Below are 25,141 nucleotides of genomic sequence, written 5' to 3'. Positions count from 1 at the left end.
AGCCGCCCCTTAGACTCGAGTCCATGGCAACCCAGCCAGGTTGCCCGGACAGTTCTGAACCTGTGGAGTCAGTGCATGTTATCGAAGCAGACAATCGGGCTACGCCGCGTGGTCGTGACCGGCATGGGCATCGTCTCATGTCTGGGCAACAGCCCTGCGCAGGTCCTCCAGGCATTGCGCCAGGGGCGCTCGGGAATCGCCTTCAACCTGGCCTATGCGCAAGCGGGGCTGCGCAGCCATGTCAGCGGCCGGCTGGAGGTAGACTTTCAGCGCATCGACCGGCGCCACCGGCGCTTCATGGGCGATGCCGCAGCCTATGGCTACCTGGCCATGGCCGATGCCATCGCCGATGCACGGCTGACGCCCGAGCAGGTGGCCGACACCCGCACCGGCTGCGTGATGGGCTCGGGTGGCGGCTCCAGCGAAGACATCGTCGAGGCCAACCAGCTGCTGCACAGCCAGGGCGTACGCAAGGTGGGGCCGTACCGTGTACCCCGTACCATGACCAGTACGGTCTCAGCGTGCCTGGCCAGTTTCTTCGGCATCAAGGGCCTCAACTATTCCATCGCCTCGGCCTGCGCCACCAGCGCCCATTGCATCGGCCACGCCTTCGAGCAGATCCAGTTCGGCAAACAGGATGTGGTGTTTGCTGGCGGTGCCGAAGCCGAGCACTTCAGCCAGAGCTGCATGTTCGACGCCATGGGCGCGTTTTCCACCGGCTACAACGACCGGCCGGCCACTGCCAGCCGCCCTTATGACGTGGCCCGTGATGGCTTCGTTATCAGCGGCGGGGCAGGGGTGCTGGTGCTGGAGGCGCTGGAGCATGCCCAGGCGCGCGGGGCGACCATCCTCGCCGAAGTGATCGGCTATGGCACTGCCTCCGATGGCCAGGACATGGTTTCCCCCAGCGGCGACGGCGCACTGCGCGCCATGCAGATGGCCCTGGCCAGTTGCGCCGAACCGGTGGATTACCTCAATACCCATGGCACCAGCACCCAGGCCGGCGACCTGGTGGAACTGCAGGCGGCACTGGCTGCCTTCGACGGTGAACTGCCGCCGTTCAGCTCGACCAAGTCGCTGAGCGGGCACGCGCTGGGGGCGGCCGGGGTGCACGAGGCGATCTATGCGTTGCTGATGATGCGCCACGGTTTCATGGCGGCTTCGCACAACATCGAACAGCTCGACCCGCAGGTCGAGGGGCTGCCCTTGGTACGCAGCGTGCGCGAAGGGCAGCAGGTGAATTGCGTGATGTCCAACAGCTTCGGTTTCGGCGGGGCCAATGCCTCGCTGGTGTTCAGCCGTCGGGGGCTGGAGGCGCAGGGCGCACATTGACGGTGACGGCCCACCAGAGGCCCGCCCGGACTGAGCTTGAGGGCTGCGCCTGCAGCCCACTCGCTGCGTGAAGGTTTCGAACTGCCAATCGCTTGTTCTCCAACAGACAGTGAGGTGGATATGTCGGGTACGTCGCAGCAGCCGGTCGCGCCGGAGCAATTGAAACGCGTGGTCTGGGCCGCGTCCATCGGCAACTTCGTCGAGTGGTTCGACTTTGCCCTGTATGGTTTTCTGGCGACCACCATCGCCCAGTTGTTCTTCCCCTCGGGTGACAGCACCACGGCGCTGCTCAAGACCTTTGCCGTGTTCGCCGTTGCCTTTGCTTTCCGCCCGCTCGGCGGGCTGGTGTTCGGCATGCTGGGGGACCATTTCGGGCGGCGCCGGGTGTTGTCGATCACGATCCTGCTGATGGCCGCAGCCACCACCCTGATCGGGCTGCTGCCGACCTATGCCAGCATCGGCCTGGCCGCCCCGTTGCTGTTGACGCTGATCCGCTGTGTGCAGGGTTTTTCCGCCGGTGGCGAATACGCCGGTGCCTGCATTTACCTCATCGAGCACGCCCCGGCCGGGCAGCGCGCCCGCTATGGCAGTGCCGCGCTGGTGTCGACCTTCGCCTCGTTCGCGGCCGCCGCCATCGTCACCTATGCCCTGAACCGCTGGCTGACAGCCGAGCAGATGGCAACCTTCGGTTGGCGCCTGCCCTTTCTGATCGCCGCGCCCCTCGGGCTGGTGGGCCTGTACCTGCGCTGGCGCCTGGACGAGACGCCGGCGTTCAAGGCGCTGGCTAGCGCCGAGCGTGCCGTGCATGCACCGCTGGGCCAGACATTGCGCGAGCAGGGCGGGGCGATGTGCTGCCTGGCGGCGTTCATCTCGCTGACCGCGCTGTCGTTCTACATGTGCACCACCTACTTCGTGACCTACCTGCAACTGCAAGGCGGCCAGCCGCAGCCCACAGCGCTGTTGATCTCTTTGCTGACCTTGCTGTTCGCCGCAGCCTGCTGCCCCTTTGCCGGACGCTTTTCCGACCGCGTTGGCCGGCGCCCGACCATGGTCACGGCTGCCGCCTGGCTGGTGCTGACCATTTACCCGGCGTTTCTGCTGGCGCGCTCCGGGTTGTTCTACCCAGCATTGGCGGGGGCGTTCCTGTTGGCCATCGGCGCGGTGCTGTGCGGTGTGGTCACGGCCGTGCTGTTGTCGGAAGTGTTCCCCACCCGCAGTCGCTACACCGCCTCGGCCATCACCTACAACATGGCCTACACGCTGTTCGGCGGTACCGCGCCGCTGATCGCCACCTGGCTGATCGAGCGCAGCGGTGACCCGCTGTCGCCGGCCTATTACCTGGCCGGTATCGCCCTGTTCGCCCTGGCGGGCGGGCTGTCGTTGCCGGAGACGGCGGGGCGCCCCTTGAGCCACGCCGCCGATCAACCCGCCAACCCCTTGGCATAAAAAAACAGGCCCCGCTTGGGGCCCCCGCACCTCAACAACAACCATAAGACCCACGTGCGAATCGGCTCGGCGGCGCAGTTGCCGAGTGCATTCGCGATCACCAGGAGTGACGCAGAATGGCCCGTATAGGCGTAGATGTCGGCGGTACCAACACAGACCTGATCCTGGAAACCACGGAGCGCGACTCCATCGGCCGGCGGATCTTTTCCCACAAGGTCCCCACCACCCTCGAAGACCAGTCCATCGCTGTGATGCGCGGGATTCTCGAGCTGTGTGCCAAGGCCGGAATCGGCGCCGAAGAAGTGGACCTGATCGTCCATGGCACTACGGTGGCGACCAACATTTCCATCGAACACAATGGCGCCGAGGTGGGCATGCTCACCACCAGGGGCTTCCGCGACATTCTGCACATTGGCCGGCACAAACGGCCCTACAACTTCTCGCTGCAGTTCGATGTGCCATGGCAGAGCACACCGCTGGTGCGTCGGCGTAACCGCATCGCCATCAACGAGCGCATCCTACCGCCCCATGGCCAGGTCGAGACGCCGCTGGACGAGCAGGAAGTCCGCGAGGCCGCGCAGTTGCTCAAGGCCCGTGGCGTGCAGGCCGTAATCATCGGCTTCATGTACGCCTTCCTCGACCGCTCCCATGAGCTGCGCGCCAAGGCCATCGTGCAGAAGGTGATGCCCGAGGCGTTCGTCTGCTGCTCCACCGATGTGGTGGACGTGATGCGCGAGTACGAGCGCTTTTCCACCACGGCCATGAACGCCTACGTCGGACCGCGCACCGCCCACTACCTGACCCACCTGGCCAGCCAGCTGCGTGAAAACGGCATCCAGGCCGACCTGCGCATCATGCAGTCCAACGGCGGTGTGGCCACCGTTGAAAGCTGCTGCGAGCGGCCGGTGAACATCCTCATGTCCGGCCCCGCCGGTGGCGTGATGGGCGGGCATTACTTCGCTGGGCTCGACGGTGAGCGCAACATCATCACCGTCGACATTGGTGGTACCTCGGCGGACATCTCGACCTTGGTCGATGGCCAGATCAAGGTGATGAACCCGCGCGACTCCTACGTGTCCGGGCACCCGGTGCTGGTGCCGATGATCGACCTGATCACCATCGGTGCCGGTGGCGGATCGGTGGCCTTCATCGACCCGGCCGGTGGCTTCCAGGTCGGCCCACGCTCGGCCGGTTCCAACCCCGGCCCGGCCTGTTACGGCCGCGGTGGCGAGGAGCCCACCGTGACCGACGCCAACATCGTGTTGGGCCGTCTGGACCCGGACCAGATGCTGGGCGGCGACCTGAAGATCGACCCGGCGCTGTCGTTCCAGGCCATCGAGGCGAAGATCGCCAAGCCGTTGGGCCTTAGCGTGCACCGGGCGGCCCTGGGCATCCTGCGGGTGGTCAACAACAACATGGCCCTGGCCATTCGTTCCAACTCGGTGGCCCGTGGTATCGACCCCCGCGATTTCGTGCTGATGCCGTTCGGCGGGGCAGGGCCGGTGCATGGTCCGGCGCTGGCCGATGAGGTCAATGCCAAGTCGGTGCTCATCCCGCCAGCGCCGGGCATCACCGCCGCCGCAGGCCTGCTGACCACCGACCTGCAGTACGAGGCCCTGCGCTCGTTGCTGTGCACCCTGAATACCATCGACGACACGCAATTGAATCGGCTCGAAAGCGCCTTGCAGGAACTGGAAGCCAATGTTCGGCAACAACTGCGCAACGATGGCGTGGACGATGCCTGCATGCAGCTGACCCGCATCGCCGAATGCCGCTACGACGGTCAGGGCTTCGAGTTGCGTGCCCTGATCCCTGGCGGCAGGGTGGACCACCAGGCCATTGCCCAGGTCATGGCGCATTTCCACCAAGTGCATGAGCAGGACTACGGCTATTGCTACGCCGATGCCCCGGTGGAAGTCGTCAGCCTGCGTGTCATCGGCCATTCCCAGTCCGAGAAGCTGGCCTGGCAGCCGCTGCCGGCGGCGGTCGACAGCGACACCGGCCAGGCCTTCCTTTACGAGCGCGACACCTGGTTCGACGATGGCCAGTGCCTGCCCACGCCACGCTATGACCGCAGCAAGCTGCACGCCGGCCAGTACATCGAAGGCCCGGCCATGCTCATGCAGCACGACTCCACCTCGCTGGTGCCGCCGGGTTGGGTGGCCAGGGTGAGCGCCCACGGCAACCTGATCATCTCCCGCCAGTAACGCCAGAGGACACAGCCATGAATACGCAACCGGTCGATCCGATCACCCTGCAAGTCATCAGCGGCGCCTTGAAGACCATCGCCGAAGAGATGGGCCACGTGCTGTACCGCATGTCGTTCTCATCGATCATCCGCGAGTCCCAGGACATGGGCGCCGGGCTGTTCGACACCCGCTACCAGACCATCTGCGAGTCCGAATCCACGCCGATGCACATCGGCTCGATCCCGGCCTACCTGCGCGGCATCGAGGCCACCCTGCAAGGTGGCGCCTGGCACGAGGGCGATGTGGTGGTGCACAACCATCCCTATCACGGCTCCAGCCACAGCCCGGACCTGGCGGTGATCGTGCCGATTTTCCATGAAGGCGAGCTGGTGGGCTTTTCCGGCAACACCGCGCACCACATCGACATCGGCGCAGCTACGCCGGGGTTGATCATCGACGTAGGCGACGTGTACGCCGAAGGCATGCTGATGGCCGGGCTCAAGCTCTATGAGCGCGGTGTGCGCAACGAAGCGCTGGTGCAGATGTTCCGTTACAACAGCCGTGCATCCGACCAGCTGATTCGCGACATCGAAGCCCAGGTGGCCTCGGCGCAGCTGGGCGCCCGGCGCTTCAAGGAACTACTGACCCGCTACGGCAAGGACTTCAGCTTTACCGCGATCAACCAGTTGATCGACTACGCCGAAACCATCATGCGCCAGCAGATCGCGCAGATTCCCGATGGCGACTACCGCGCCGAAGGCTTCCTCGACGACGACGGCCGCAACCGCGAGCGGCGCCTGCCGGTGGTGGTCACGGTAAAAGTGAGCGGTGATGCCCTGGAGGTGGACCTGACCGGTTCGGCGTTGCAAACCGAAACCGCCTATAACGTGCCGTTCGAAGGTTCGTGCAAGGTGGCCGCCTACGCCGCCTTCCGCAAGCTGCTGCTCGACGCTGCCACGCTGCCCAGCCCGGTGCCGTCCAACGAGGGGTCGTTCCGCCCGATCAGCGTCGTGGCGCCGCTGGGCACGATTTTCAACCCAGTGTTCCCAGCCGCTGCCGAGGCGCGCTTCACCCAGTGCAACCGGATGATCGATCTCATCATCAAGGCCCTGGCCCCGGTGCTGCCGGAGCGGGTGATCGCCGGCAGCTCGGCGTCGATCTCCTTCGCTGCCTATTCCGGGGTGAAGGCCGATGGCGACTATTGGGTATTCCTCGAAGTCAACGAAGGGGCATACGGCGGGCGGCCGAAATCCGACGGGCCCGATGCCATCGACAACCTGATGGCCAACACCCGCAACAACCCCATCGAAGACCTGGGGATGCACCTGCCGATGATCTGCGACCGCTACGAGCTGCGTGACGATGTGCAGCCAGGCGCTGGCAAGTACCGCGGTGGCATCGGTGTGGTAAAGGCCCAGCGGGTGCTCACGGCGGGCTTCATCACCCACGAAAGCGAACGGCATTTCGATGTGCCCTGGGGGGTGTTCGGTGGCTGCGACGGGGTGGTAGGCAAGACCGAGATCTACAATGTCGCCAGCCCCGGGCAGGTGGTGTCGATGCCGTCGAAGTTCTCCGGGTACGCGTCCAAGGCGGGGGATGTGATGGCCTACTACTCGCCCTGTGGCGGTGGCTATGGCAACCCGCTAGAACGCAGTGCCGAGCAGGTGCGCGAAGACGTGCTGGATGACTTCTGCAGCCTCGAACAGGCCTTTGAGGTGTACGGAGTGGTGCTCGACGAGCAGGTGCGCCTGGACATCGAGGCCACCCGCGCCCGGCGCCAGCAACTGCAGGGCTGACCACAGGTCTGCCCGCCGCAGCCTTTGCTGGGTTGCTATTCGCCAGCAAAGGCCGTTGCCCACGTTCGTTCCTTTCCCCAAGAGCCTGCGGCCATCGCCATGGCAGGTAGGTTGCGCCTTCCATTCATGCACAGGTGCTTCGATGAACAGCCCCGAATTGACTTCTGTCTCACCGACTCCGGCCGTCTCCCGTCACAACCTGTTGGAACCGTCGATTCTTCCGGTACAACGACGACATCGCTCGATCGGTACCCTGGGTTTCACCTGGATCTGGATCGGTATCGCGTTCATGATCGCCACCTTCCAGCTGGGTGCTACGGGTGTTGCCGGCCTGCCGCTGCCACAGGTCGTAGCGATCATTCTGCTGGCCAACATCGTCCTGGCGCTACTGATGACCCTGACCGCGGACATCGGTACCGAACATGGTTTGTCTTTCGCGGTGTATTTGCGAGCGCCGTTCGGCGTGCATGGCACACACATTCCGTCATTGTTTCGCGGCCTGGTCGCGGCGATCTGGTTCGGTATCCAGACCTACCTCGGCGCCCTGGCCCTGAGCGGTATCGTCGAGTACTTGACCGGGTTCGACAACTGGGCCTTGTGGTATGTGATCTTCGCAGTGGTGCAAATCATCAATACCGCGCTGGGTATCAAGGCGGTAGAGTTTCTCTCGTCCATCGCAGCGCCGGCGATCATTGCCATCTCGGTTTGGATGTACCTGACCCTCGATGTGCTGGCAGTCACCAAAGGGGTCAATATCTGGACGTTCGTCGGCGACAAGCAGCTGACCATCATTACCCTGTTCCTGGCTAACGTGGCTTTCTGGTCGACCTTGGCCATCGACATTCCCAATATCACCCGTTACGTGCGGACACCAGTCAATGCTCGGGGGTTCCTGTCTCGTAACCGGCATATCTTTCTTGCTCAACTGGTCGCATTACCGCTGACTCAGACCTGGATCGCGGTCATTGGCGCGGCATCTTTCGTCGCCGCCGGAGACTGGAATCCAATCAATGTCATCCAGGCCCAGAGCACCGGGCTGAGCCTGGTCGTGCTGATGGTCCTGGTGGTGCTGGCACAGTGGTCGACCAATACTGCAGCCAACCTGATCCCGGCGGCGCTGACCTTCGTCAATGCTGGAGCACCACGAGTCAGATACCCGACTGCAGTGATGATCGCGGGAGTCATCGGTACACTTTCGATGCCGTGGGCCATCCTCGATAACCTGTTCGCCTTCCTGTTTTCGTATGGATCGTTCCTCTCGGCAATTGGCGGGATCATGGTGGCTGACTATTACCTGATTCGGCGACGCCGGTTGAACGTGCCGCAGTTGTATGAGCTGCAAGGGCAATTCCACTATTGGCGCGGTTTCAACCCTGCCGGCTTGTTAGCGTGGGCTGCGGCCAGCGTGTTGGCGTACTGTTCCGGTGACTGGGCATTTGTAGTCGGTTTCGTCAGCGGTTTGGTGATCCATGCCATGCTGATGAAGTTCTGGATCGTTCGGCGCTATCCCCAGCAAGAGCTCACCGGCAATGGCGCGCAGTGGCTGGCCAGCAGTGTCGGCCACGACTGGCGCTACGATGCCAGTACCGATCGCTTCGGCCTTACGCCATCAGATCAGGCGTGAAGCTCCGCAGCTCGGTGCCCTAGTAGGGCTTTGAAACGCGCGGCGGTAGGGCTCTGGTATTCCTCGTTCCACGCGGCGATGGTCTGCACCTGGGCATGCTCGTCCTGCAGCGGCACGATGACCACGCCTTCGCGCTGGATCCGGTAGGCGCATTCCGAATACAGCGACACCCCCATGTTGGCCGCCACCAGCCCGAGGATACCGATGCTGGTGGTGGCCTCCTGGTGAATGTTCGGGCTGAAACCGGCGCGCTGGCACAGCTGAAACGCCTGGTCGCGGAACAGGCTCCAGCCACTGGGCGCACCGAAGATGAAGCGCTCGTCGCGCAACTGTTCGATGCGCAAAGTGGCCTGTCCGGCCAGCGGGTGCCGTGACGGCAGAATTGCCACCATGCGTTCCTGGTTCACCGGCAATGAGGCGATGTCCGGCTCGGTCATTGGCCCCAGCAGGAACCCCACGTCGATCAGGCAATCGCGGATCGCCTTGTACTGCTCGTGAGAGGGCATGTACAGCAACTCCACGGTCACATCCGGGTGCAGGTCCTTGAAGCGCTCGAGAATGCCCGGCAGCGCGCCGTTGATGGCGAAGTCGTTGTAGGCCACGGTCAGGTGGCCGATGTCCCCCGCCGCGGCGCTACGCGCCAGGTCGATACCGCGTTCGATATGGCGGAACACCTGCTGGCATTCCTGCAAGAACAGCCGACCGGCCTCGGTCAGCGCCACATGGCGCGTGGTGCGCATGAACAACTCCGCCCCCAGCTCGCTTTCCAGCGCCTTGATCAGGCGGCTCAAAGCCGGCTGGGTGATGAACAGGGCATCGGCGGCGCGCTTGAAATGCAGCAGTTGCGCGACGCGGACGAAGGCTTTTATCTGCTTGAGATCAAAGCGGATATTAATGCTCATTTTGGTATCAATGCTCGCCAACAATGAATTGGATGTCATCAGTGGCCGAGATTATCGTGAGTTCCAGGTCAAGGCAAACCTTCCTTGCCGAACCGCTCACAACGACCCACTGGGGAGATTCACTATGTCGCAAGACCTGATGACCATGCTCGAACGCGCCTTCGAAGAATCGACCAAGCTCTACAAGGAGCGTGGCTTCCAGCGCCGTATCGGCTTCGGCAAGCGCCCGGCGCTGATCAACGTCGACCTGGCCAACGCCTGGACCCGCCCAGGCAACCCGTTCACCTGCGAAAAGATCGACGACGAAATCATCCCCGGCGTGCAGCGCCTGATGAAGGTGTTCCGTGCCAACCACTTCCCGATCGTCCACGTCACCACCTGCTACCAGAACACCGACCGCCATGACCCCAACACCGACATGGGCCAGTGGCACAACAAGATCCCGGTGGACGTGGTCAACCAGGCCGATGAGAACCTCTGGGCGATCGACTCGCGCATCGCGCCAGTCGATGGCGAGTTCGTGCTGGTGAAGAAGCGCGCCAGTTCGTTCAGCGGCACCTCGCTGGCCGGGTACCTGCGCTCGGCAGGGGTCGACACCATCCTGGTGACCGGCGTGACGGCCTCGGCTTGCGTGCGTACCACCCTGTGCGACGGCCTGGCCGAAGGCTTCCGCACCATCGCCGTGAAAGAGTGCATCGGCGACCGGGTACCGGGCGCGGTGGCCTGGAACCTGTTTGACATTGATGCCAAGTTCGCCGACGTGGAAACCGTCGACAGCTGCCTGGATTACCTGGCTAGCATTGGCAAACGTTGACCGCCCGGGTGTGACCCGCGCCATGCTGAAGCCGGGCTTCAGCATGGCGCGTTGCGTTTGTCCAGCCGCATGGCTGAAACACACCTGTACGCCAGGCTCATTGATTGCAAGCTAAGCGATTGTTAAGGTCGGTCCTCCCAAGAATCATCATGAGCGTCTGGTCGAGCTGGCAACTATCTTCAACTGCGAAACAGCCGACCTGCTGACCGAGGGAGCTCCCGCCCGGAGGACCAGGCCCGCAGGCTCCATGACCTTCTTTCCCGGCTGACAGCGGCAGACCGTGAGCTTGTCATGGACATGGTGGAGCGCCTGGTTGCCCGGCTCGGCCAGAACTGAGCGCTGAATCATGGCGACTACATGGCGGGCTCGGACGCCTCCTCTGTACCCGGCTCATCGAACAGCGATCCACAGCGCAGGCACAAATACCTGAACCCTCCGAAGTGATATTTGGCGACCCCAGGGTTGGGGTATCTGTGTCCGCCTCCTGAGCCCCCTGCAATGCACTGTCGGCCAGGCTGACCAGCAGGGCGATGCCCTTGGCAACGTCCCGCGTCAGAATGGCCTTGGACTCGCAGATTAAGCATCTGATCATGGTTCCTCGTGGTAATAACGGCCGAATGCACAGCCGCTGGTGATGACTGGTTGGCGGTTGTCGCTGGGGGTTTTCAGCAGGGATTGCCCGGGCGTGGGCAGAGCAATCTGAGCAGGCGATTCAGCATCCAGCAGGCCAGGACCACGGCGAGCAGCAGCGGCGGGAAGCGCAGCATGAGCAAGATGCTCAGCACCACCGTAGCAGCGGCCGCGAGCGCGCCGATGAAGATGAGCAGGTGGAGTAGAAATCGAAGTAGAAGCATAGTGAGTCTCCAAGAAAACCTGCCTGGCCGATGACGGCAGCGCAGGCAGGTGGGATTCAGTGGGGCTGTGAGGCGAGGGCTTCCAGTTTGTCTGCGAGGAATTTGGGCGCCGCCTGTGAATCAACGGGGGCGGTCGAGCTGGCTGGCTCTGGGGCGGTGAAGAACTCCTCGATCACGGCGTGACTGTCTTCTTCGCTGTCCTCAAAGGCGCCATTGCCGAAGCCCCGGCGGGCTGCCTCATCCAGCGCCCCTTGATCGAAGCCGGCGGTTTGCCGTTGCGCCGCGAGCTCGCCCGCCTGCTGCAGAGCTTCAGCCATGCCCATGCCGTTGCGTACCGTGAGGTCGACGTAGAAGATCGGGGTGCCGTGGCTCTGGCGCGTCGACTTGCCGCGTAGGCGCAGCTCCAGCGGCAGGCAGGCCAAGCGATTGCCGGAAATGGCCTGGAAGTAATGTAGCCGGGCTGCCAGGGTGCGGATGCTGTTGAAGCCGGTGGTGCGGAACACGAAGGTGCCCAGCGGATCCTCCTCGCCAATGACCACGTTCAGCCGGCCATAGGGCCTGCAGGCATTACCCTTGGCCAGCGGGCAGGCATCCGGCGAAGGGCAGGGCAGCGATTGCATACCGTCCTGAGTGACGCGCTTGCAGGTTTCGCCATTACCGACGCACAGTGGCCGTCCCGACTGCCGGTCGAACAGGGTGTAGTCGGCGCGAAAGTTCAATTCCGGTTCGTTGAACAGCAGACGTACCGGGATGCTACGCAGCTTGTCGTCCTTGCCCTGACGCAGTTCATCGTTGAGCGGGTGCAACAGCCAGCCATCCCGGCCCTGCACTTGGGACGTGATGGTGAACTGGTCATCCTTCTCCGGAAGACGCTTACCGTTTTTCTCGACGACCTTGCCAATGGAGATGCGACCGAGTGCGGGAGGGATGAGTGCGAGACCTTTCAACATGGTGGTGCTCCTGGAAATGAAAAAGGCCAGCCACGCAGCGCGAACTGCATGGACTGGCCAAGGGGGAAGGGGTGATGGAGGAGGAAATCAGCCGACCAGGAAGCGCCGCGCACCGGGCTTCAGCAACGGATACTTGGCCTGCAGGTACGGCTTGTCCTTGAGCAGTTGCGCGACATCGAAACCGATGTTGTCCTTGGCCTTGCGCCAACTGACGTAGCCGCTGGAGAACTCCGCGCGACTGGCGTCGCCCATGGCCTGCTGCAGCATCTGCTTGAGCTCGGCCTCGCGCTTTTCCTTGTCGGCCATCGACTGCCGCAGGGCCTTCAGTTCGATATAGGCGGCAGTCAGCCCAGCATGGCTGCTGAAGTTGACTACCTGACCGTTGTCCTCCGGATACAGGCAGCGTAGCGCTGCCTCCGCGGATGCCGTCCCGTCGGCTGGCGGTGGTGTGTCGGTCTCCACGTAGCGCCAGAACTTGCACTCCAGCTCGATCAGGCGAGCAATCATCTGCTCGTCCCGCTCAATGCGGTGGATCTCCAGCGTCTGGCCACCAAGCAGCACGGCTACATCCGCAGCCTGCTTGCCAGTGACGGCGAGCTGGTGCATCACCTGAAGCTCGACATACTCGGGGATGCCTTCCTTCCAGAGACGTGCCCCGTTTATGCCGGCGGTCTTGCATTCGAGGATCTGCACATCGTCGGCACCGATTACCTCACGGTCGATGTTGGCCAGCATCCAGGGCAGCTCCGGATCCGGATGCTGTAGCACGGCGTTAATGCGGCGGACCTTGTTCTTGGTGCGCTTGCTGTAGTGCCAGGCCACGATGGGTTCCAGGACGTTGCCCCAATACATCGGGCTTTCCTCATCCTGGGTATCGCCCTTAGGCAGCGCAGTGTCGCGGCCGGTCTTCTCCAGCCACAGTTCGAGCTGCGATTTGTAGGGATTCAGTCCCACGGCAGCCGCGGCATCCGAACTGCCGATGCCTTGTTTACGGATCTGCAGCCAGTCCTCGCGCGGAAGCTCCTTGGTGCTGACCAGGCGCAGGGCCGGGCGGGCTTTGCGGGAGCTGCCGTTCAATGACGTTGCTTTCATGGTATTCACCTGCAGACATGAAAACGCCCGACCAGCACAAGGCTGACCGGGCGCGAGGGTTGAAGTAAGTGAGGGCTAAGCGGCGAGCTGTAGCGCGCCATCCAGAGCGCGTTGCTTGATCTGTGCCCCCTGGCCGAACCAGGCCGAGTCCATGCGGTACTCGTTGCTGCGGGCACGACGTTCGTGGTCGACGTACTCGGTCACGGCGTTGAGTAGGCCCCAAGCTGTGCCACGTGCAGAGTCCAGCTGGCTACCGCGACCACGGCCTTCGTACAGCTCCTGGGCTTTGCGTAGCGCACGCTCGTTGGGCAGTACCTCCGGTAGGGCGCCGGTCGGGCTGGTCTCGCACAGCACGCCCATAAAGAATCCCAAAGCCTCATGCCACTGCACCTTGCGTTCGGCCAGCGCGCGCATGCGGTACATGAAGTCGTCCCACTGGGATACGGCAATACCGAGCTGTTTCTTCACTGCTTGCGGATCGAAGCGGGTGTTGTGCGGCACCTTGATCGCGCGGCTGGTGCCGTCCAGGGCGATGGTCAGGGTGTTGTTGCACACCACGCGCACAGTGGTGGGTGTGGCAGTGGTGGCCAGGGTGCCGTCGCAGGATGTCGCGAGCAGCAGATAGCCGTTGACCTGATCATTACCCTTGATCGCAGCGCCTTGCCCGGTACGCGCCAGCGCCCAGAACTTGCGACCGCCCTTGAGCACGCCAGCGGTTTCCAGCTCGTAGCCGGATACCTCGGTGAGGTCCCGGTAAAACTCGAGCACTTCCCGAGGCTGCACGGTGTGGTAGCGCTGCGAGACCACCGACAGCGGGGTTTTGGTGTCCGAACGGAACAGCACCTTCTGTTCGGGGAAGGAGTGAATTGCGCCCAGATGGCCCGTGACCTCTGATTTGAAATGCACGGGACTTTCGAGGATCTGCCAGTCCATCCCGGCTTCACGCTGCCAGACTTCGATGGGTTGTTTCTGAGTGAGCTGATTGCCCAGGCCATGCCACGGAGTAGCGCCAGCGTAGGCCATGGTTTCGACGAGATGTGCCATGTGAGCGATTCCTTTGGGTGCAGGCCGGCATAAAGCGCCGCGCCAGGCGCAGCACCGACCGGACGATTGAAATGAGAGGAGAGAAAGGGCCGGATCAGACTGGCAGGTTGAAGCGATGACCGCAGAGCAGACAGAGATTGTGGGCCAGGACGTGGCGGTCGAGCGACTCGCCAAGCTGGGCGCCTAGCGCACACCCGCCTACGCCGCCGGCCAGGCCGGCGAGAATGGCACCAGACACGGAACCTAGGGTGATACCGACAGGTCCGGCGAACGCGCCGATAGCTGCGCCAGCTTGGCCACCTCCCAGGGCTGCGCTGACGCTACGTGCAATACCGCCAAGGGTGCCGACGGCGGCGCCGACTCTCATGGCGTGATGGAAGGAAGCGATTTTTGGGGAGTGACAGCGAGGGCACTGCAATGACATGGGGCTAACCTCCTTGGTGCTTATGTCATCGCGATAATGTGTGGTTGAGATTTTTTCGAGTCGAATGGTCGCATTTCAGAAGCGAAACCAATGACGTAACGAGCCACAATCGGCAGAGACAGGCCGGGATTAGTGCTGATAGCTACTGCTCGCGTAGCGTCGCTCAAACTCCATCGTGCAGAGATAGCCCTTTGAATCGCCCCTGGTTTCGTAGACACCTCCAAGCCTCATAATGAGGCCCAAATAGGAGGTGCCATGAGTCGTCAGCGTTACCCCGAAGAGTTCAAGATCGAAGCGGTCAAGCAAGTGACCGAGAAAGGCAAACCCGTCGCCGATGTCGCCCAGCGCCTGGGCATGTCCGTACATAGCCTTTACGCCTGGATCAAGGTCTACACCAAGCCCCAAGAGCAGCGTCAGCAAGACGACGATCAGCAGGCCGAATTGCGCAAGCTACGCGCTGAACTCAAGCGCGTGACTGAAGAGCGAGACATCTTAAAAAAGGCCGCCGCGTACTTTGCCAAGGAGTGCGGCTGAAGTACGCCTTCATCAAGAAGCACTCGACTGATTACCCGGTGCGGCGCCTTTGCCAAACCCTCAAGGTGCACCCCAGCGGCTATTACGCCTGGCTGGCCGAGCCTCAATCTGCCCGAGCAAAAGAAGATCAACGTCTGCTTGGCTTGATCAAGCACGCTTGGCTAGAAAGCGGAGGTGTATACGGCTACCGCAAAATTCACGATGACCTACGTGAGCTGGGAGAGGAATGCGGACGAAATCGAGTCGGGCGCTTGATGCAGGCGGAGGGGCTGCGTTCGCAAACGGGCTATCGGCGGCGTCCAGGGTTTTACGGTGGAAAACCAACAGTGGCCTCGCCCAACCACCTCGCGCGGCAGTTCAAGGTCAGTGAGCCGAACAAGGTCTGGGTGACAGATATCACTTACATCCGCACCTATGAAGGATGGCTCTATCTAGCGGTAGTGCTGGATCTGTTCTCACGCCAAGTAATTGGTTGGTCAATGAAGCCAAGGATGTGCAGCGACCTGGCTATCGACGCAATGTTGATGGCTGTGTGGCGACGCAAGCCACAGCAGCAAGTGATGATTCACTCAGATCAAGGTAGTCAGTTCAGTAGCTCAGATTGGCAAAGCTGCTTGAAGGCTAACAATGTAACCAGCAGCATGAGTCGGCGGGGAAACTGCCACGACAATGCCGTAGCCGAGAGCTTTTTCCAACTTTTGAAGCGGGAGCGCATCCGACGAAAGATCTACACAACCCGTGAAGAAGCCCGAAGTGATATTTTCGATTACATCGAAATGTTCTATAACCCTAAACGCCGACACAGCAGTGCTATGCAGCTGTTTCCAATAGAGTATGAGAAACGCTATTTCCTGAGCTTGGAGAGTGTCTAGGAAACCAGGGGCGATTCAGTAATCTCCATCAGGGACCATTTGAACAGATATTCCAGGGAGGGTCGAGCCACTCATGTCCGCAGATAAATCTCTTGTCGCTGCCCTTCAAGCGCTGTGGGACATCCCGCCACCTGGCTCGCAGAATCTCTGGAGCAGCCGCGAGTTCGTCGCACTGAAGGAGTTGCTCACCAAACGCTACTACAGCGGAAAATCCACCTTCGGGCTGGAGGTCTCCATCGGCAATGCGCTTAGGTCGCTGGGGCTGCCATGCAGCACCCCTCATCTGTCTAACCAGTCCATGCCAGACATGGCTAAGGTGGCTGGCCTGTTGGCTCATGAGTTTCAACGTACCACCACTAAGCGGCGTTACCTCTGCCCGCTCGATATGGCCGATGAGCTCCCGTCCTTCCAGTTTGGCAATGCCCGGATGGGTCGATTCGCCGATACCGAACTTGAGGTTTTGTTCAATGCGCCCCGCTTAGAGCGCTGCTATCCAGACATGCAGCTGGACGCTCAGCGCCTGTCCCAGTTTCATTGGATGGTCGTAGAGGAGGACGTATCTGTTCGCAGCGAATCGGGCAATCGCCAGTTCTCCTGGCTGGATTTCCCCATCGGAAAGGATCTGGGCGAGATTGTTCCCCACAGCGGGCGCTTCCCCGCTGCGGTAGAACGTGCACTGTTTTTCCTGCTACTGGCGCCATGGGAAGACTGGGCCGAGATGACCGAAGTGGACTGGCGGGGTTTCCGGCTGCCTTGGGTCTATACCCTCGACGATGACCTGTGCGCTTTCCCGCACCCGCCGCCCCACCCTGAGCGGCTGACGTGGGAGCCGTGCTCCTTCCAAGTGGACCACGACGAGTGGGAGGAAGCCGAACGCCCTATGTGGCTGCGAACTTGGGCAACCGCCGAGGATGTGCGGCAGGCACTGGAAGCCAGGTGGGAGCTGCTGCGTGTAGCTAGCCCCCAAGCGTCGGAGCTTTTCTCAACTCCTGTCGAACACTTCCTGGTCCGTGCGTTTCTTTCTGACGGCATCGATGAAGTGATGGCGCACCTCATCATGATTGAGGCCGCGTTTGGCGCCGAGGAAGACCACAGGCGTAAGCTGCGACTAACAGGTGATAATTACGACGAATCGCCGACGCGCAGGGTTGCTGCAAGACTGAGCGCCGCCATCGTCGAGCCTGGCGCAGCGAAGGAGCATCCCGTCGCCGTGTGATGATGGACCTGGGGTACATTAAGCGTTTAACGCAGCGCTGCGCGAGTCCTGCATTGGGGGTGATTGCTTTGAGAGAGGCTGAAACACTGATTCGGCATACCGGCAAGCTGAATATTGGCGCTGTGGAGAAAGCGATATTGGAGACTTTTCCATGATGAGGTTCTCTGAAATTGAGGCGTTCAGGGCCGTCATGTTGTCGGGCTCAACCACTGCGGCCGCGCAGACGCTGCACACCTCACAACCTAATGTGAGCAGAGCGATTGCGCTGCTTGAACAAAAAACCGGCTTGAAACTTTTCGAGCGATTGCCAGGGCGACTGGTGCCCACCAGTGACGCCCGGTCCTTCTTCAAGGAGGTACAACGAAGCTTTGCGGGGCTGCACCATCTGGACGAAGCCGCCAAGCGGATCAAGCGGTTCAGCGGTGGCGCGCTGACGGTCGCCGCAGTACAGATGCTTGCGCTGGGCCTGGTGCCCAGGGTGATGCAGCAGTTTTGTCAAAATCTGCCCGAAGTCAGCGTGTCCATCCATACCGGCCACGCAACGACAGTGGCACGCTGGGTTGAAGATCAAACCTGTGATGTCGGCTTGGTCTCCCAGGTCAATAACAACTATGGCCTGGCCTATGAGCACCTGTATGAGGTAGACGCCGTCTGCGTGATGCCTGCAGACCATCGGCTCGCACGCAAGGACGTGATAACCCCCCAGGACCTGGCGAATGAGCCTTTCATCTCGCTGCCCCGCACCGAACATGGCTACTCACTGGTCGACACCCATTTTGAAAACGCCGGTATTGACCGGCACATTCGCCTAGAGACCTCTTACAGTTCAATCACCTGTTCGCTGGTCATGCAGGGGCTAGGCCTATCGATCGTGAACCCGCTCGCCTCATTGGATTACCGCCATTCGGGCATGGTGACGCGGCCTTTTCTGCCCACCGTAAAACATCAGGGGTACATCATCTACCCCAAAGAGCGCGCGAACGATCGGTTGATTTCAGACTTCGTGACGACCGTCAAAGACGTGCTGGCCCGCGAACTCGAGAGCCTCGGGTGTAAAGCGCCGGCGTAGGGATTGCTCCCGGGAGGGGGGGTATATCACCAGTGCATAGGCCAAGGCGATATTCTATTTGCTTGTCCACCGCTGCTCCCCTTAACGTTGTGTTCAGCCGGAACTGGGGCGCTAAGCGTCTCCTGGAAGACAACAATTATAGTCCGTGCATTGAAGCTGGGCTTCTGCCGACTGATGTTACCCAATTGAGTCAAAACAGAGGCGGACCACTGCCTCGTTAACTCGCGTGAGGAGGGGAAGCTGACATGAAAAAAATCAACACCTTTGCATTGGCCAGCGCCATTACGCTTAGCAGCGGCGCGTATGCGCAAGACACGCTCTATTTCGCAGGGTATTCCGGCGACTTTCAAAAGACCTTTGAAACGGTCATCCTTCCCGAGTTCGAAGCCAAGCATGATGTCAACGTCGTTTATGTGCCGGGCAGCTCGAGTGAAAACCTTGCCAAATTGCAAGCGCAGCGAGCCAGTCAGCAAATCAACGTTGCCTTGTTTGACGACGGCCCCATGCATTACGCCGTGCAATTTGGCCTGTGCGATAACTTGGCGCAGTCGCCGGTGTATCAGGACATCTACGATATCGCCGCAGCCTCGAACTTCAAGGGTAAGGCGGTCGGTATCGGGCTGGTGGCGACGGGCATTGCCTACAATAAAGCAGTCTTCGCCAAGAATGGTTGGGCGGCGCCCACATCGTGGTCCGACATCGCGGACCCCAAATATGCCAAGCGCGTCGCCTCCAACCCTATCTCCGGTACGTTCGGCCTAAATACCTTGATCATGTTCTCCCGCATCAACGGTGGCGGTGAGCATGATATGGACCCAGGCTTCAAAGCCGTTCGTGAAAATGTCGCGCCCAATGTATTGGCGTGGACCTCTTCGAATGCCCAATTAGCGCAGATGTTCCAGAGCAACGATATCGATATTGCTGTCTGGGGTAGCAACCGTGCCGTGGCGTTGAAAAAAACAGGCTTTCCTATCGAGTTTGTTTATCCAAAAGAAGGCACACCCGCCATTATTGCTTCGGCCTGTGTAGTTTCCGGGAATAAGCTCGCAGAAAAATCTCAAGCGCTGATTCAATACCTGGCGTCTCCCAGTGTGCAGGCCAAGTTCGCCACCGAGGGCTTCGGCCCCGTCAACCGGCAAGCCAAGCTCGAAGAGGGTTTGGCCGAAGAGGTCCCTTATGGCGAAGAGAAGCTTGCGCAGCTGGTGCCGATAGACTGGGACACCGTTAACCGTAAACGTGCTGAATGGACAAAACAGTGGAGCCGTACCGTTGAGTGAGCGCTTTTCTCGACGATGATAATAATAGTGAGTATTGGCCATGAGTAATTTGATTATCCGAGGGCTCTCGAAAACCTATTCGGGCGGCTTTACCGCTGTGCGCAACTTGGACCTAGAGGTTAAGAGCGGTGAGTTCATCTCGCTGCTGGGTGGCTCGGGATGCGGAAAAACGACGACACTTCAGATGGTCGCGGGATTTATTTCCCCTACCACGGGTTCTGTCCATCTCGGTGGCAACGACATCACCAGCATGCTGCCTGAAAAACGTGACATGGGCATCGTATTCCAAAGCTATGCACTGTTCCCGCATATGACCGTTGCCGAAAACGTCGGCTTCGGGTTGCAGATGCGCAAAGTGCCTAAACAAGAGCTGGCGACGCGTGTCGAAGAAGCGCTCGCGATGGTCCGTCTGTCGGGGCTCGGGGCGCGTTATCCACGGGAGTTGTCCGGTGGCCAACGGCAGCGTGTCGCTATCGCACGGGTTTTGACGATCCGTCCGAGTGTCTTGCTGCTCGATGAGCCTATGTCGAACCTCGACGCTAAGCTCAGGGGTGAAATGCATGTTGAGCTCCGGGCGCTCCAGCGCCGGCTCGGCATTACTACTATCTTGGTCACCCATGACCAAGTCGAAGCCATGACAATGAGCGACCGAATCGCTGTGATGGCCGACGGTTGCATCGCAGAGCTGGGTAAGCCTCAAGATGTCTACGACCAGCCCACCTCCAGCTTCGCCATGCGCTTCCTGGGTCAGACCAATATTCTCATGGGCAAGGTGAAGTCCATCTCCCAGGGACAGGCATTGGTCCACCTGGACGGCATCGTCGTGCCCGCGAACCGGCAGCAGCTCAAGGTGGGCGACGACGCCATGCTGTTCATCCGGCCTGAGCGCATCCGCTTCACCCCGCCCGGCGTTGGGAAAGCCGAGGGGCGTATTGCATCACGTTTGTTCCTCGGTGGCCTGTGGTATTACGAAATCGAAAGCGCCTTGGGCGCGTTGAAGATGACAGCACCGAACAATGGCGAGCGCCAGCCTCAAGAAGGCGAAACGGTCGGCATCGGTTGGGGCGACGGCGACCTGCAGGTCGTATCCGCGGAGGCCGCCCATGGCTGACACTACCTACCGCGCCAATGGTGCTCAGTGGGTACTCTCGCTGCCCGCGCTCCTGTTGTTTCTAGGGTTGCTCGTCGTACCCATCGCATTGACTGGCATGCTTTCATTCAATGTGTTCGACGCCATGAGTGGCACTCAAAACAGTTATACCTTGGCCAGTTACCTGGAGGTACTCAGCGACAGTTTCTATTACGAGCTGTTTGCCCGTACCGCTTTGATGTCACTGGGCGTCACCGCCGTCTGCATTGCCATTGGCGTTCCTGAAACGCTGATCCTTTCGCGCATGCGGCCCGCATGGCAAGGTGGCTTTTTCGTCGTGATACTCGGCCCGTTACTCATTTCCGTGGTGGTACGGACGTTGGGATGGTCGCTGTTGTTGGGACGTGAAGGTTTTATCAACTCAGCGCTGATGGCACTCGGTCTGATCGACCAGCCACTACAGCTCATGTTTACCCTGACCGGGGTAGTGATTGCCCTGACCCATGTGATGATGCCTTTCATGGTGATCTCGGTATGGAGCACGCTGCAAAAAGTCGATGGCCAGATTGCCCATGCGGCCCGCTCCCTCGGGGCCGGCCCGGTGACCACCTTCAGGCGCGTTGTGCTGCCGCAGCTGATGCCGGGTATTTTGTCTGGCGGGATCATCGTCTTTACCTTGTCTGCCTCGGCCTTCGCCACGCCGGCGATGATCGGCGGTCGCGGCGTCAAAGTCGTCACCACGGCGATCTACGATGAATTTCTCTCCACGATGAACTGGCCATTGGGCGCTTCCATTGCGGTGCTCTTGCTTATTGCCATTGTCTTCGTGGTGATCGGCAGCAATCGATTGATCGAGCGAAAATTCAAGCAGGTGTTCGTATGAGTGATCGCAGCCTGGAAAGTAACGGACCCTTTGCAATACTCTTCCACACACTGTTCGTCAGTTTCATTGTGGCGCCGCTGTTGATCATTGTATTGGTCTCTTTCTCAGACAAGGGCTATATATCGATGCCTTTCGACGGCGCCTCGTGGCGGTGGTACAAAGCCATTTGGGACGCCCCGGAGTTGATCAATGCGTTTTGGCTCTCGGTGTGGCTGGGGCTTGGCGCGGCGACGATTGCGTCCATTGTCGCGGTACCCGCCGCGATAGCTATTGCCAAATACCGTTTCGCCGGACGCGAAGCACTTACATCATTGATTCTCTCCCCCTTGATGATTCCTCATGTCGTGCTTGGTGTAGCGTTTCTCAGGTTCTTTTCAGTGGCGGGGATTTCGGGTTCGTTCATCGGGCTGTTATTGGTGCATGCATTGATCGTCACGCCTTACTCACTGCGGCTTACCCTGGCGGCTGTCATCGGGATTGATCGCGATGCGGAACTGGCGGCACGCTCACTCGGCGCCTCTAAATATGTGTCCTTTTGGAAAGTGTTGTTTCCCTTGATTCTCCCAGGCGTGGCCGGCGGTTGGTTATTGGCCTTCATTCAAAGTTTCGATGAAGTCACCATGACGATATTCGTCTCCACCCCGGGTACTACGACACTTCCGGTTGCCCTGTATGAACGGATCGCATTGATGACCGACCCGGTGACGACTTCGGTTTCCACGGTAATGATTGTGGGAACGATGATCCTCATGTTTTTGCTAGACCGTATTGTCGGTTTGGACAAAGTATTAATCGGTAAAAAATAGGCCCAGGTGCACTTTTCGCTTCCAAAGACTTTGGCAGCGAGGAGCCGCTCGCCCTTTTTTCAAGAGCTGCCGCACAGTTGCGGAGGTGAAGTATGAGCAAAGAACACATGATCGTAGTGGGCGGTGGACTCGTCGGCGCGGCAATTGGCTACGGTGCCGCGCGCAGGGACCTTAAGGTCACCGTCCTCGACCAAGGGGATGCCGCATTACGCGCCTCTCGGGGAAATTTTGGCCTGGTCTGGTTATCGAGCAAAGGTGGTGGGATGCCCCGCTATGCGCAATGGACGCGCGATGCCGTAAGACAGTGGCCGGAACTGCACCGGGAGTTGCTCAGCCTGACGGGTGTCGATACGGGGCTTGAGCAAACGGGCGGCTTCTGGCTTGGGTTCAGCGAAAAAGAGGTACAAGCGCGGGCGGACTTGCTTGAGAAAATCAACAAAGCAGTGGGTGATATCCCCTATCAAATGATGGGCCCTGCAGAGCTGAGGCAGCATTTGCCTGGGCTAGGCCCCAAGGTCGTCGGCGGAAGCTTCGGTACTCATGATGGCCACGCCAACCCCTTGATGCTGCTCAGGGCACTGCATGCGGGTCTGAAAATGAAGGGGGCAGATATCATTTCTGGCGTTGACGTTGTTGCGGTCTCGCAGGACCCCGGTACCGGTAAATTCACGGCGCGTTCCCGGGATGGCCAATCCTGGAACAGCGACAGGCTCGTACTCGCCGCCGGTATCGGGATCTCCGAGTTGGCATCGCAAGTGGGGTTGCATGCCCCAACCCGCCCGACGCGCGGGCAAGTGCTGATCACCGAGCGGCTCAAGCCGTTTATCCCCTACCCGACGAACAAGGCGCGGCAGACCAAGGAAGGGTCGGTGCAGATCGGCTCGACTTCAGAAGATGTCGGTCTGGATGATCGCACGACACCTGACAAGATCAGCTGGCTCGCCGAACGGGCTGTAGATACGTTTCCCGCCCTCAAGGATGTGAGGCTCGTTCGAGCATGGGGCGCCATTCGGCCTTTAACCCCCGACGGCTACCCGGTGTACCAGAGTTCGACGACGTGCCCAGGGGCCTATGCCGTTATTTGTCATAGCGGCGTGACACTGGCGGCAATCCACGCCTACGTCATCGGGCCCTGGGTCGGGGGCATAACACCCTCACCCCCGAACTTCGAAGGGTTCCACAGCGACAGATTCCTAGACCCCAACGCGAGTTTTACCCATGACCACTAAGCCGCTTTTTTCTGTTTCGAACGCGCCTGCTGGGCGGACGGTAAAAATCACATTCGAGGGGCAAGAATTGCGCGTCGCCGAGGGCATCAGTGTGGCTGCCGCGTTGCTGACCCAAGGCGCCCGTGATTTCCGCTCCAGTATCGTCGGTAATGTTTCCCGCGCTCCGTACTGCATGATGGGTGTTTGCTTTGAATGCCTCGTTGAAATCGACGGCGTACCCGCACGGCAAAGTTGCATGGTCCCGGTGCGCGACGGCATGCATATCAAGCGTCAACTCGGCGCTGTGGCACTGGACCTCGGCGAAATGGGAGGGTGCCATGAATAATGTCCCGGTAGACCTGGTGGTCGTCGGTGCCGGCCCAGCTGGAATGGCCGCAGCCTGCCAGGCACGCGCCCAGGGGTTGACGGTGGTCGTGCTGGACGAGCAACCAGCGCTCGGCGGCCAGATCTATCGGCGGATCGAGTCCGCTCCTGAAGCCATACAACACATCCTCGGCGCGGATTACGTCGCAGGCCGAGCCCTTGCTCGTGAATTCAAAGCCAGCGGTGCTATCCACATCACCGGTGCGGTGGTCTGGAACGTGGCCGCTTCGGGGGAAATCAATTACATCGCCAATGGCCATAATGAAGACATCGTCGGCAAGTATGTCGTACTGGCCAGCGGCGCCATGGAGCGACCATTCCCCATCAAAGGCTGGACGTTACCTGGTGTAATGGGCGCGGGTGCCGGTCAGATCATGCTCAAAGGGGCTGGTGCACTGCCTACCGAGCCCGTTGTCCTCGCCGGTTGCGGTCCGCTGCTCTACCTCTTGGCTTGGCAATACCTCAGGGCAGGCGTGGCGATCAAGGCGTTGGTGGACACCACACCACAGTCGGCTTATGTCCGGGCGTTGCGCGAAGCGGCTGGTGCGCTCAAAGGCTGGCGTGATCTTGCCAAGGGCATGAAGCTGCTCGCGTCGATCAAGCGTCACGGGGTCAAGGTTTACTCGGGCGCTACCGACCTGGCAATCGTGGGGGACCATGCGGCCCAAGGCATTCAATTCAAACATCGCGGGCAGCGCACGTCCGTCGCGTCTTCTCTGGTGTTACTGCATCAAGGGGTGGTCCCGAATGCGCAACTCAGCCTCTCGACGGGCGCCGCGCACTATTGGAGCCCCGAGCAACTTTGCTGGTTGCCGCATACCGATGAGCATGGACGCCTGGGCGACACCGTGATCTACGTCGCCGGTGATAGCCGAGGCATCGTCGGCGCCAAGGCATCTGCTGTACAGGGACGCTTGGCGGCCTTGGCAATTGGGGCGCAGCTTGGAAGTTTGCAGGGCTTGGGACATCAACTGGCCGGACTGGCTCAGCAGTTGGAAAACGCTACGAGCATCAGAAAGTTCCTGGATGTTCTTTATCGCCCCCAGGAGGAAAATAGAATTCCCGCAGACGATAACGTGCTGGTGTGCCGCTGCGAGGAAGTGACTGCTGGGCAGATTCGCAGCTATGTAGCGTTGGGCTGCCATGGGCCGAATCAAACCAAGGCATTTGGCCGCTGCGGCATGGGGCCATGCCAAGGACGTTTCTGCGGTTTAACCGTCACCGAAATTATCGCGAAAACGCGCAACGTCGATCCTAACGAGGTCGGCCACTACCGCGTTCGCGCCCCTATCAAACCTATTTTACTGGGCGAACTTACACATTAGTTCGCCCGTT

General features: G+C 60.7%; 22 protein-coding genes and 1 pseudogene. 17 read left to right on the top strand and 6 right to left on the bottom strand.

Going from position 1 to position 25,141, the window contains the following annotated elements; genetic code table 11:
* The first annotated feature begins 75 nt into the window (after positions 1 to 75).
* The 5 genes from WF331_RS19940 to WF331_RS19920 all read left to right on the top strand — a co-directional run bounded on the left by WF331_RS19940 (position 76) and on the right by WF331_RS19920 (position 8,387).
* Positions 76 to 1,332 carry a beta-ketoacyl synthase N-terminal-like domain-containing protein gene (locus WF331_RS19940; protein ID WP_009683511.1) on the top strand — a complete coding sequence of 419 codons (1,257 nt, stop codon included), beginning with the start codon at positions 76 to 78 and terminating at the stop codon, positions 1,330 to 1,332.
* Between the two features lie 120 nt (positions 1,333 to 1,452).
* Complete coding sequence (locus WF331_RS19935) at positions 1,453 to 2,778, top strand: MFS transporter (RefSeq protein WP_009683512.1); 1,326 nt, start codon at positions 1,453 to 1,455, stop codon at positions 2,776 to 2,778.
* 116 nt (positions 2,779 to 2,894) lie between these two features.
* On the top strand, positions 2,895 to 4,985 hold the full coding sequence (locus tag WF331_RS19930; RefSeq protein WP_023101487.1) for a hydantoinase/oxoprolinase family protein: 2,091 nt from the start codon (positions 2,895 to 2,897) through the stop codon (positions 4,983 to 4,985).
* 17 nt (positions 4,986 to 5,002) lie between these two features.
* A complete protein-coding gene (locus WF331_RS19925) occupies positions 5,003 to 6,763 on the top strand; it encodes a hydantoinase B/oxoprolinase family protein (protein ID WP_009683515.1) in 1,761 nt (586 codons plus the stop codon).
* Between the two features lie 142 nt (positions 6,764 to 6,905).
* Positions 6,906 to 8,387, top strand: a complete 1,482-nt coding sequence (locus tag WF331_RS19920) for an NCS1 family transporter (protein WP_023101486.1) — start codon at positions 6,906 to 6,908, stop codon at positions 8,385 to 8,387.
* Here WF331_RS19920 and WF331_RS19915 read toward each other — a convergent pair.
* A complete protein-coding gene (locus WF331_RS19915; protein ID WP_009683517.1) occupies positions 8,378 to 9,289 on the bottom strand; it encodes a LysR family transcriptional regulator in 912 nt (303 codons plus the stop codon). The two genes, WF331_RS19920 and WF331_RS19915, sit on opposite strands and share 10 nt — an antisense overlap.
* A gap of 124 nt (positions 9,290 to 9,413) precedes the next feature.
* Here WF331_RS19915 and WF331_RS19910 point away from each other — a divergent pair, with 124 nt between their 5' ends.
* Both WF331_RS19910 and WF331_RS29365 read left to right on the top strand, forming a co-directional pair.
* Complete coding sequence (locus tag WF331_RS19910; RefSeq protein ID WP_009683518.1) at positions 9,414 to 10,103, top strand: isochorismatase family protein; 690 nt, start codon at positions 9,414 to 9,416, stop codon at positions 10,101 to 10,103.
* 151 nt (positions 10,104 to 10,254) lie between these two features.
* Positions 10,255 to 10,439, top strand: a pseudogene (locus tag WF331_RS29365) (helix-turn-helix domain-containing protein); the annotation flags it as partial.
* 329 nt (positions 10,440 to 10,768) lie between these two features.
* Here WF331_RS29365 and WF331_RS19905 read toward each other — a convergent pair.
* The 5 genes from WF331_RS19905 to WF331_RS19885 all read right to left on the bottom strand — a co-directional run bounded on the left by WF331_RS19905 (position 10,769) and on the right by WF331_RS19885 (position 14,467).
* The gene (locus WF331_RS19905; protein ID WP_009683519.1) at positions 10,769 to 10,957 is read right to left on the bottom strand and encodes a hypothetical protein; all 189 of its coding nucleotides are present in this window, start codon (positions 10,955 to 10,957) and stop codon (positions 10,769 to 10,771) included.
* A gap of 56 nt (positions 10,958 to 11,013) precedes the next feature.
* Positions 11,014 to 11,907, bottom strand: coding sequence for a recombination directionality factor (locus tag WF331_RS19900; RefSeq protein ID WP_009683520.1), 894 nt, complete (start codon positions 11,905 to 11,907; stop codon positions 11,014 to 11,016).
* Positions 11,908 to 11,994: 87 nt separating this feature from the next.
* On the bottom strand, positions 11,995 to 12,999 hold the full coding sequence (locus WF331_RS19895) for a YqaJ viral recombinase family nuclease (protein WP_034023887.1): 1,005 nt from the start codon (positions 12,997 to 12,999) through the stop codon (positions 11,995 to 11,997).
* 75 nt (positions 13,000 to 13,074) lie between these two features.
* On the bottom strand, positions 13,075 to 14,043 hold the full coding sequence (locus tag WF331_RS19890; protein WP_279935439.1) for a DUF932 domain-containing protein: 969 nt from the start codon (positions 14,041 to 14,043) through the stop codon (positions 13,075 to 13,077).
* 94 nt (positions 14,044 to 14,137) lie between these two features.
* Complete coding sequence (locus WF331_RS19885; RefSeq protein ID WP_009681987.1) at positions 14,138 to 14,467, bottom strand: hypothetical protein; 330 nt, start codon at positions 14,465 to 14,467, stop codon at positions 14,138 to 14,140.
* Between the two features lie 255 nt (positions 14,468 to 14,722).
* Here WF331_RS19885 and WF331_RS19880 point away from each other — a divergent pair.
* From WF331_RS19880 to WF331_RS19835, 10 genes are all read left to right on the top strand, one after another.
* A protein-coding gene (locus WF331_RS19880; RefSeq protein ID WP_274119151.1) for an IS3 family transposase occupies positions 14,723 to 15,873 on the top strand; the annotation gives its coding sequence in 2 pieces (ribosomal slippage) (positions 14,723 to 14,957 and positions 14,957 to 15,873; 1,152 coding nt in all).
* A 73-nt stretch (positions 15,874 to 15,946) separates the two neighbouring features.
* A complete protein-coding gene (locus tag WF331_RS19875; RefSeq protein WP_061552265.1) occupies positions 15,947 to 17,089 on the top strand; it encodes a hypothetical protein in 1,143 nt (380 codons plus the stop codon).
* Between the two features lie 151 nt (positions 17,090 to 17,240).
* Positions 17,241 to 18,158, top strand: coding sequence for a LysR substrate-binding domain-containing protein (locus tag WF331_RS19870; RefSeq protein ID WP_009681612.1), 918 nt, complete (start codon positions 17,241 to 17,243; stop codon positions 18,156 to 18,158).
* 245 nt (positions 18,159 to 18,403) lie between these two features.
* Entirely contained in the window at positions 18,404 to 19,435 is a 1,032-nt protein-coding gene (locus WF331_RS19865; RefSeq protein WP_009681611.1) for an ABC transporter substrate-binding protein, read from the top strand.
* A 40-nt stretch (positions 19,436 to 19,475) separates the two neighbouring features.
* Entirely contained in the window at positions 19,476 to 20,546 is a 1,071-nt protein-coding gene (locus WF331_RS19860; protein ID WP_009681610.1) for an ABC transporter ATP-binding protein, read from the top strand.
* On the top strand, positions 20,539 to 21,408 hold the full coding sequence (locus WF331_RS19855) for an ABC transporter permease (RefSeq protein ID WP_009681609.1): 870 nt from the start codon (positions 20,539 to 20,541) through the stop codon (positions 21,406 to 21,408). The genes WF331_RS19860 and WF331_RS19855 overlap by 8 nt, the downstream gene beginning before the upstream one ends.
* Before the next feature lie 11 nt (positions 21,409 to 21,419).
* Positions 21,420 to 22,214 (top strand): ABC transporter permease, encoded by a 795-nt coding sequence (locus tag WF331_RS19850; RefSeq protein WP_197844851.1) that lies wholly within the window; start codon positions 21,420 to 21,422, stop codon positions 22,212 to 22,214.
* Positions 22,215 to 22,306: 92 nt separating this feature from the next.
* A complete protein-coding gene (locus tag WF331_RS19845) occupies positions 22,307 to 23,443 on the top strand; it encodes an NAD(P)/FAD-dependent oxidoreductase (protein WP_340623231.1) in 1,137 nt (378 codons plus the stop codon).
* Positions 23,433 to 23,768, top strand: coding sequence for a (2Fe-2S)-binding protein (locus tag WF331_RS19840; RefSeq protein ID WP_009681606.1), 336 nt, complete (start codon positions 23,433 to 23,435; stop codon positions 23,766 to 23,768). The genes WF331_RS19845 and WF331_RS19840 overlap by 11 nt, the downstream gene beginning before the upstream one ends.
* Positions 23,761 to 25,131 carry an FAD-dependent oxidoreductase gene (locus WF331_RS19835; protein ID WP_009681605.1) on the top strand — a complete coding sequence of 457 codons (1,371 nt, stop codon included), beginning with the start codon at positions 23,761 to 23,763 and terminating at the stop codon, positions 25,129 to 25,131. The genes WF331_RS19840 and WF331_RS19835 overlap by 8 nt, the downstream gene beginning before the upstream one ends.
* The last annotated feature ends 10 nt before the right edge of the window (positions 25,132 to 25,141 follow it).

Origin of the sequence: Pseudomonas sp. YNh (assembly GCF_037993085.1) — a bacterium.
GTDB lineage: Bacteria > Pseudomonadota > Gammaproteobacteria > Pseudomonadales > Pseudomonadaceae > Aquipseudomonas > Aquipseudomonas putida.
The sequence above is the reverse complement of the archived record's forward strand: the minus strand, read 5'-3'. Positions and strand labels throughout refer to the sequence as shown.

Coding starts and splice junctions, on each gene's coding strand:
- WF331_RS19940 (WP_009683511.1), top strand. CDS start 76: ATGTTATCGAAGCAGACAATCGGGCTACGCCGCGTGGTCGTGACCGGC.
- WF331_RS19935 (WP_009683512.1), top strand. CDS start 1,453: ATGTCGGGTACGTCGCAGCAGCCGGTCGCGCCGGAGCAATTGAAACGC.
- WF331_RS19930 (WP_023101487.1), top strand. CDS start 2,895: ATGGCCCGTATAGGCGTAGATGTCGGCGGTACCAACACAGACCTGATC.
- WF331_RS19925 (WP_009683515.1), top strand. CDS start 5,003: ATGAATACGCAACCGGTCGATCCGATCACCCTGCAAGTCATCAGCGGC.
- WF331_RS19920 (WP_023101486.1), top strand. CDS start 6,906: ATGAACAGCCCCGAATTGACTTCTGTCTCACCGACTCCGGCCGTCTCC.
- WF331_RS19915 (WP_009683517.1), bottom strand. CDS start 9,289: ATGAGCATTAATATCCGCTTTGATCTCAAGCAGATAAAAGCCTTCGTC.
- WF331_RS19910 (WP_009683518.1), top strand. CDS start 9,414: ATGTCGCAAGACCTGATGACCATGCTCGAACGCGCCTTCGAAGAATCG.
- WF331_RS19905 (WP_009683519.1), bottom strand. CDS start 10,957: ATGCTTCTACTTCGATTTCTACTCCACCTGCTCATCTTCATCGGCGCG.
- WF331_RS19900 (WP_009683520.1), bottom strand. CDS start 11,907: ATGTTGAAAGGTCTCGCACTCATCCCTCCCGCACTCGGTCGCATCTCC.
- WF331_RS19895 (WP_034023887.1), bottom strand. CDS start 12,999: ATGAAAGCAACGTCATTGAACGGCAGCTCCCGCAAAGCCCGCCCGGCC.
- WF331_RS19890 (WP_279935439.1), bottom strand. CDS start 14,043: ATGGCACATCTCGTCGAAACCATGGCCTACGCTGGCGCTACTCCGTGG.
- WF331_RS19885 (WP_009681987.1), bottom strand. CDS start 14,467: ATGTCATTGCAGTGCCCTCGCTGTCACTCCCCAAAAATCGCTTCCTTC.
- WF331_RS19875 (WP_061552265.1), top strand. CDS start 15,947: ATGTCCGCAGATAAATCTCTTGTCGCTGCCCTTCAAGCGCTGTGGGAC.
- WF331_RS19870 (WP_009681612.1), top strand. CDS start 17,241: ATGATGAGGTTCTCTGAAATTGAGGCGTTCAGGGCCGTCATGTTGTCG.
- WF331_RS19865 (WP_009681611.1), top strand. CDS start 18,404: ATGAAAAAAATCAACACCTTTGCATTGGCCAGCGCCATTACGCTTAGC.
- WF331_RS19860 (WP_009681610.1), top strand. CDS start 19,476: ATGAGTAATTTGATTATCCGAGGGCTCTCGAAAACCTATTCGGGCGGC.
- WF331_RS19855 (WP_009681609.1), top strand. CDS start 20,539: ATGGCTGACACTACCTACCGCGCCAATGGTGCTCAGTGGGTACTCTCG.
- WF331_RS19845 (WP_340623231.1), top strand. CDS start 22,307: ATGAGCAAAGAACACATGATCGTAGTGGGCGGTGGACTCGTCGGCGCG.
- WF331_RS19840 (WP_009681606.1), top strand. CDS start 23,433: ATGACCACTAAGCCGCTTTTTTCTGTTTCGAACGCGCCTGCTGGGCGG.
- WF331_RS19835 (WP_009681605.1), top strand. CDS start 23,761: ATGAATAATGTCCCGGTAGACCTGGTGGTCGTCGGTGCCGGCCCAGCT.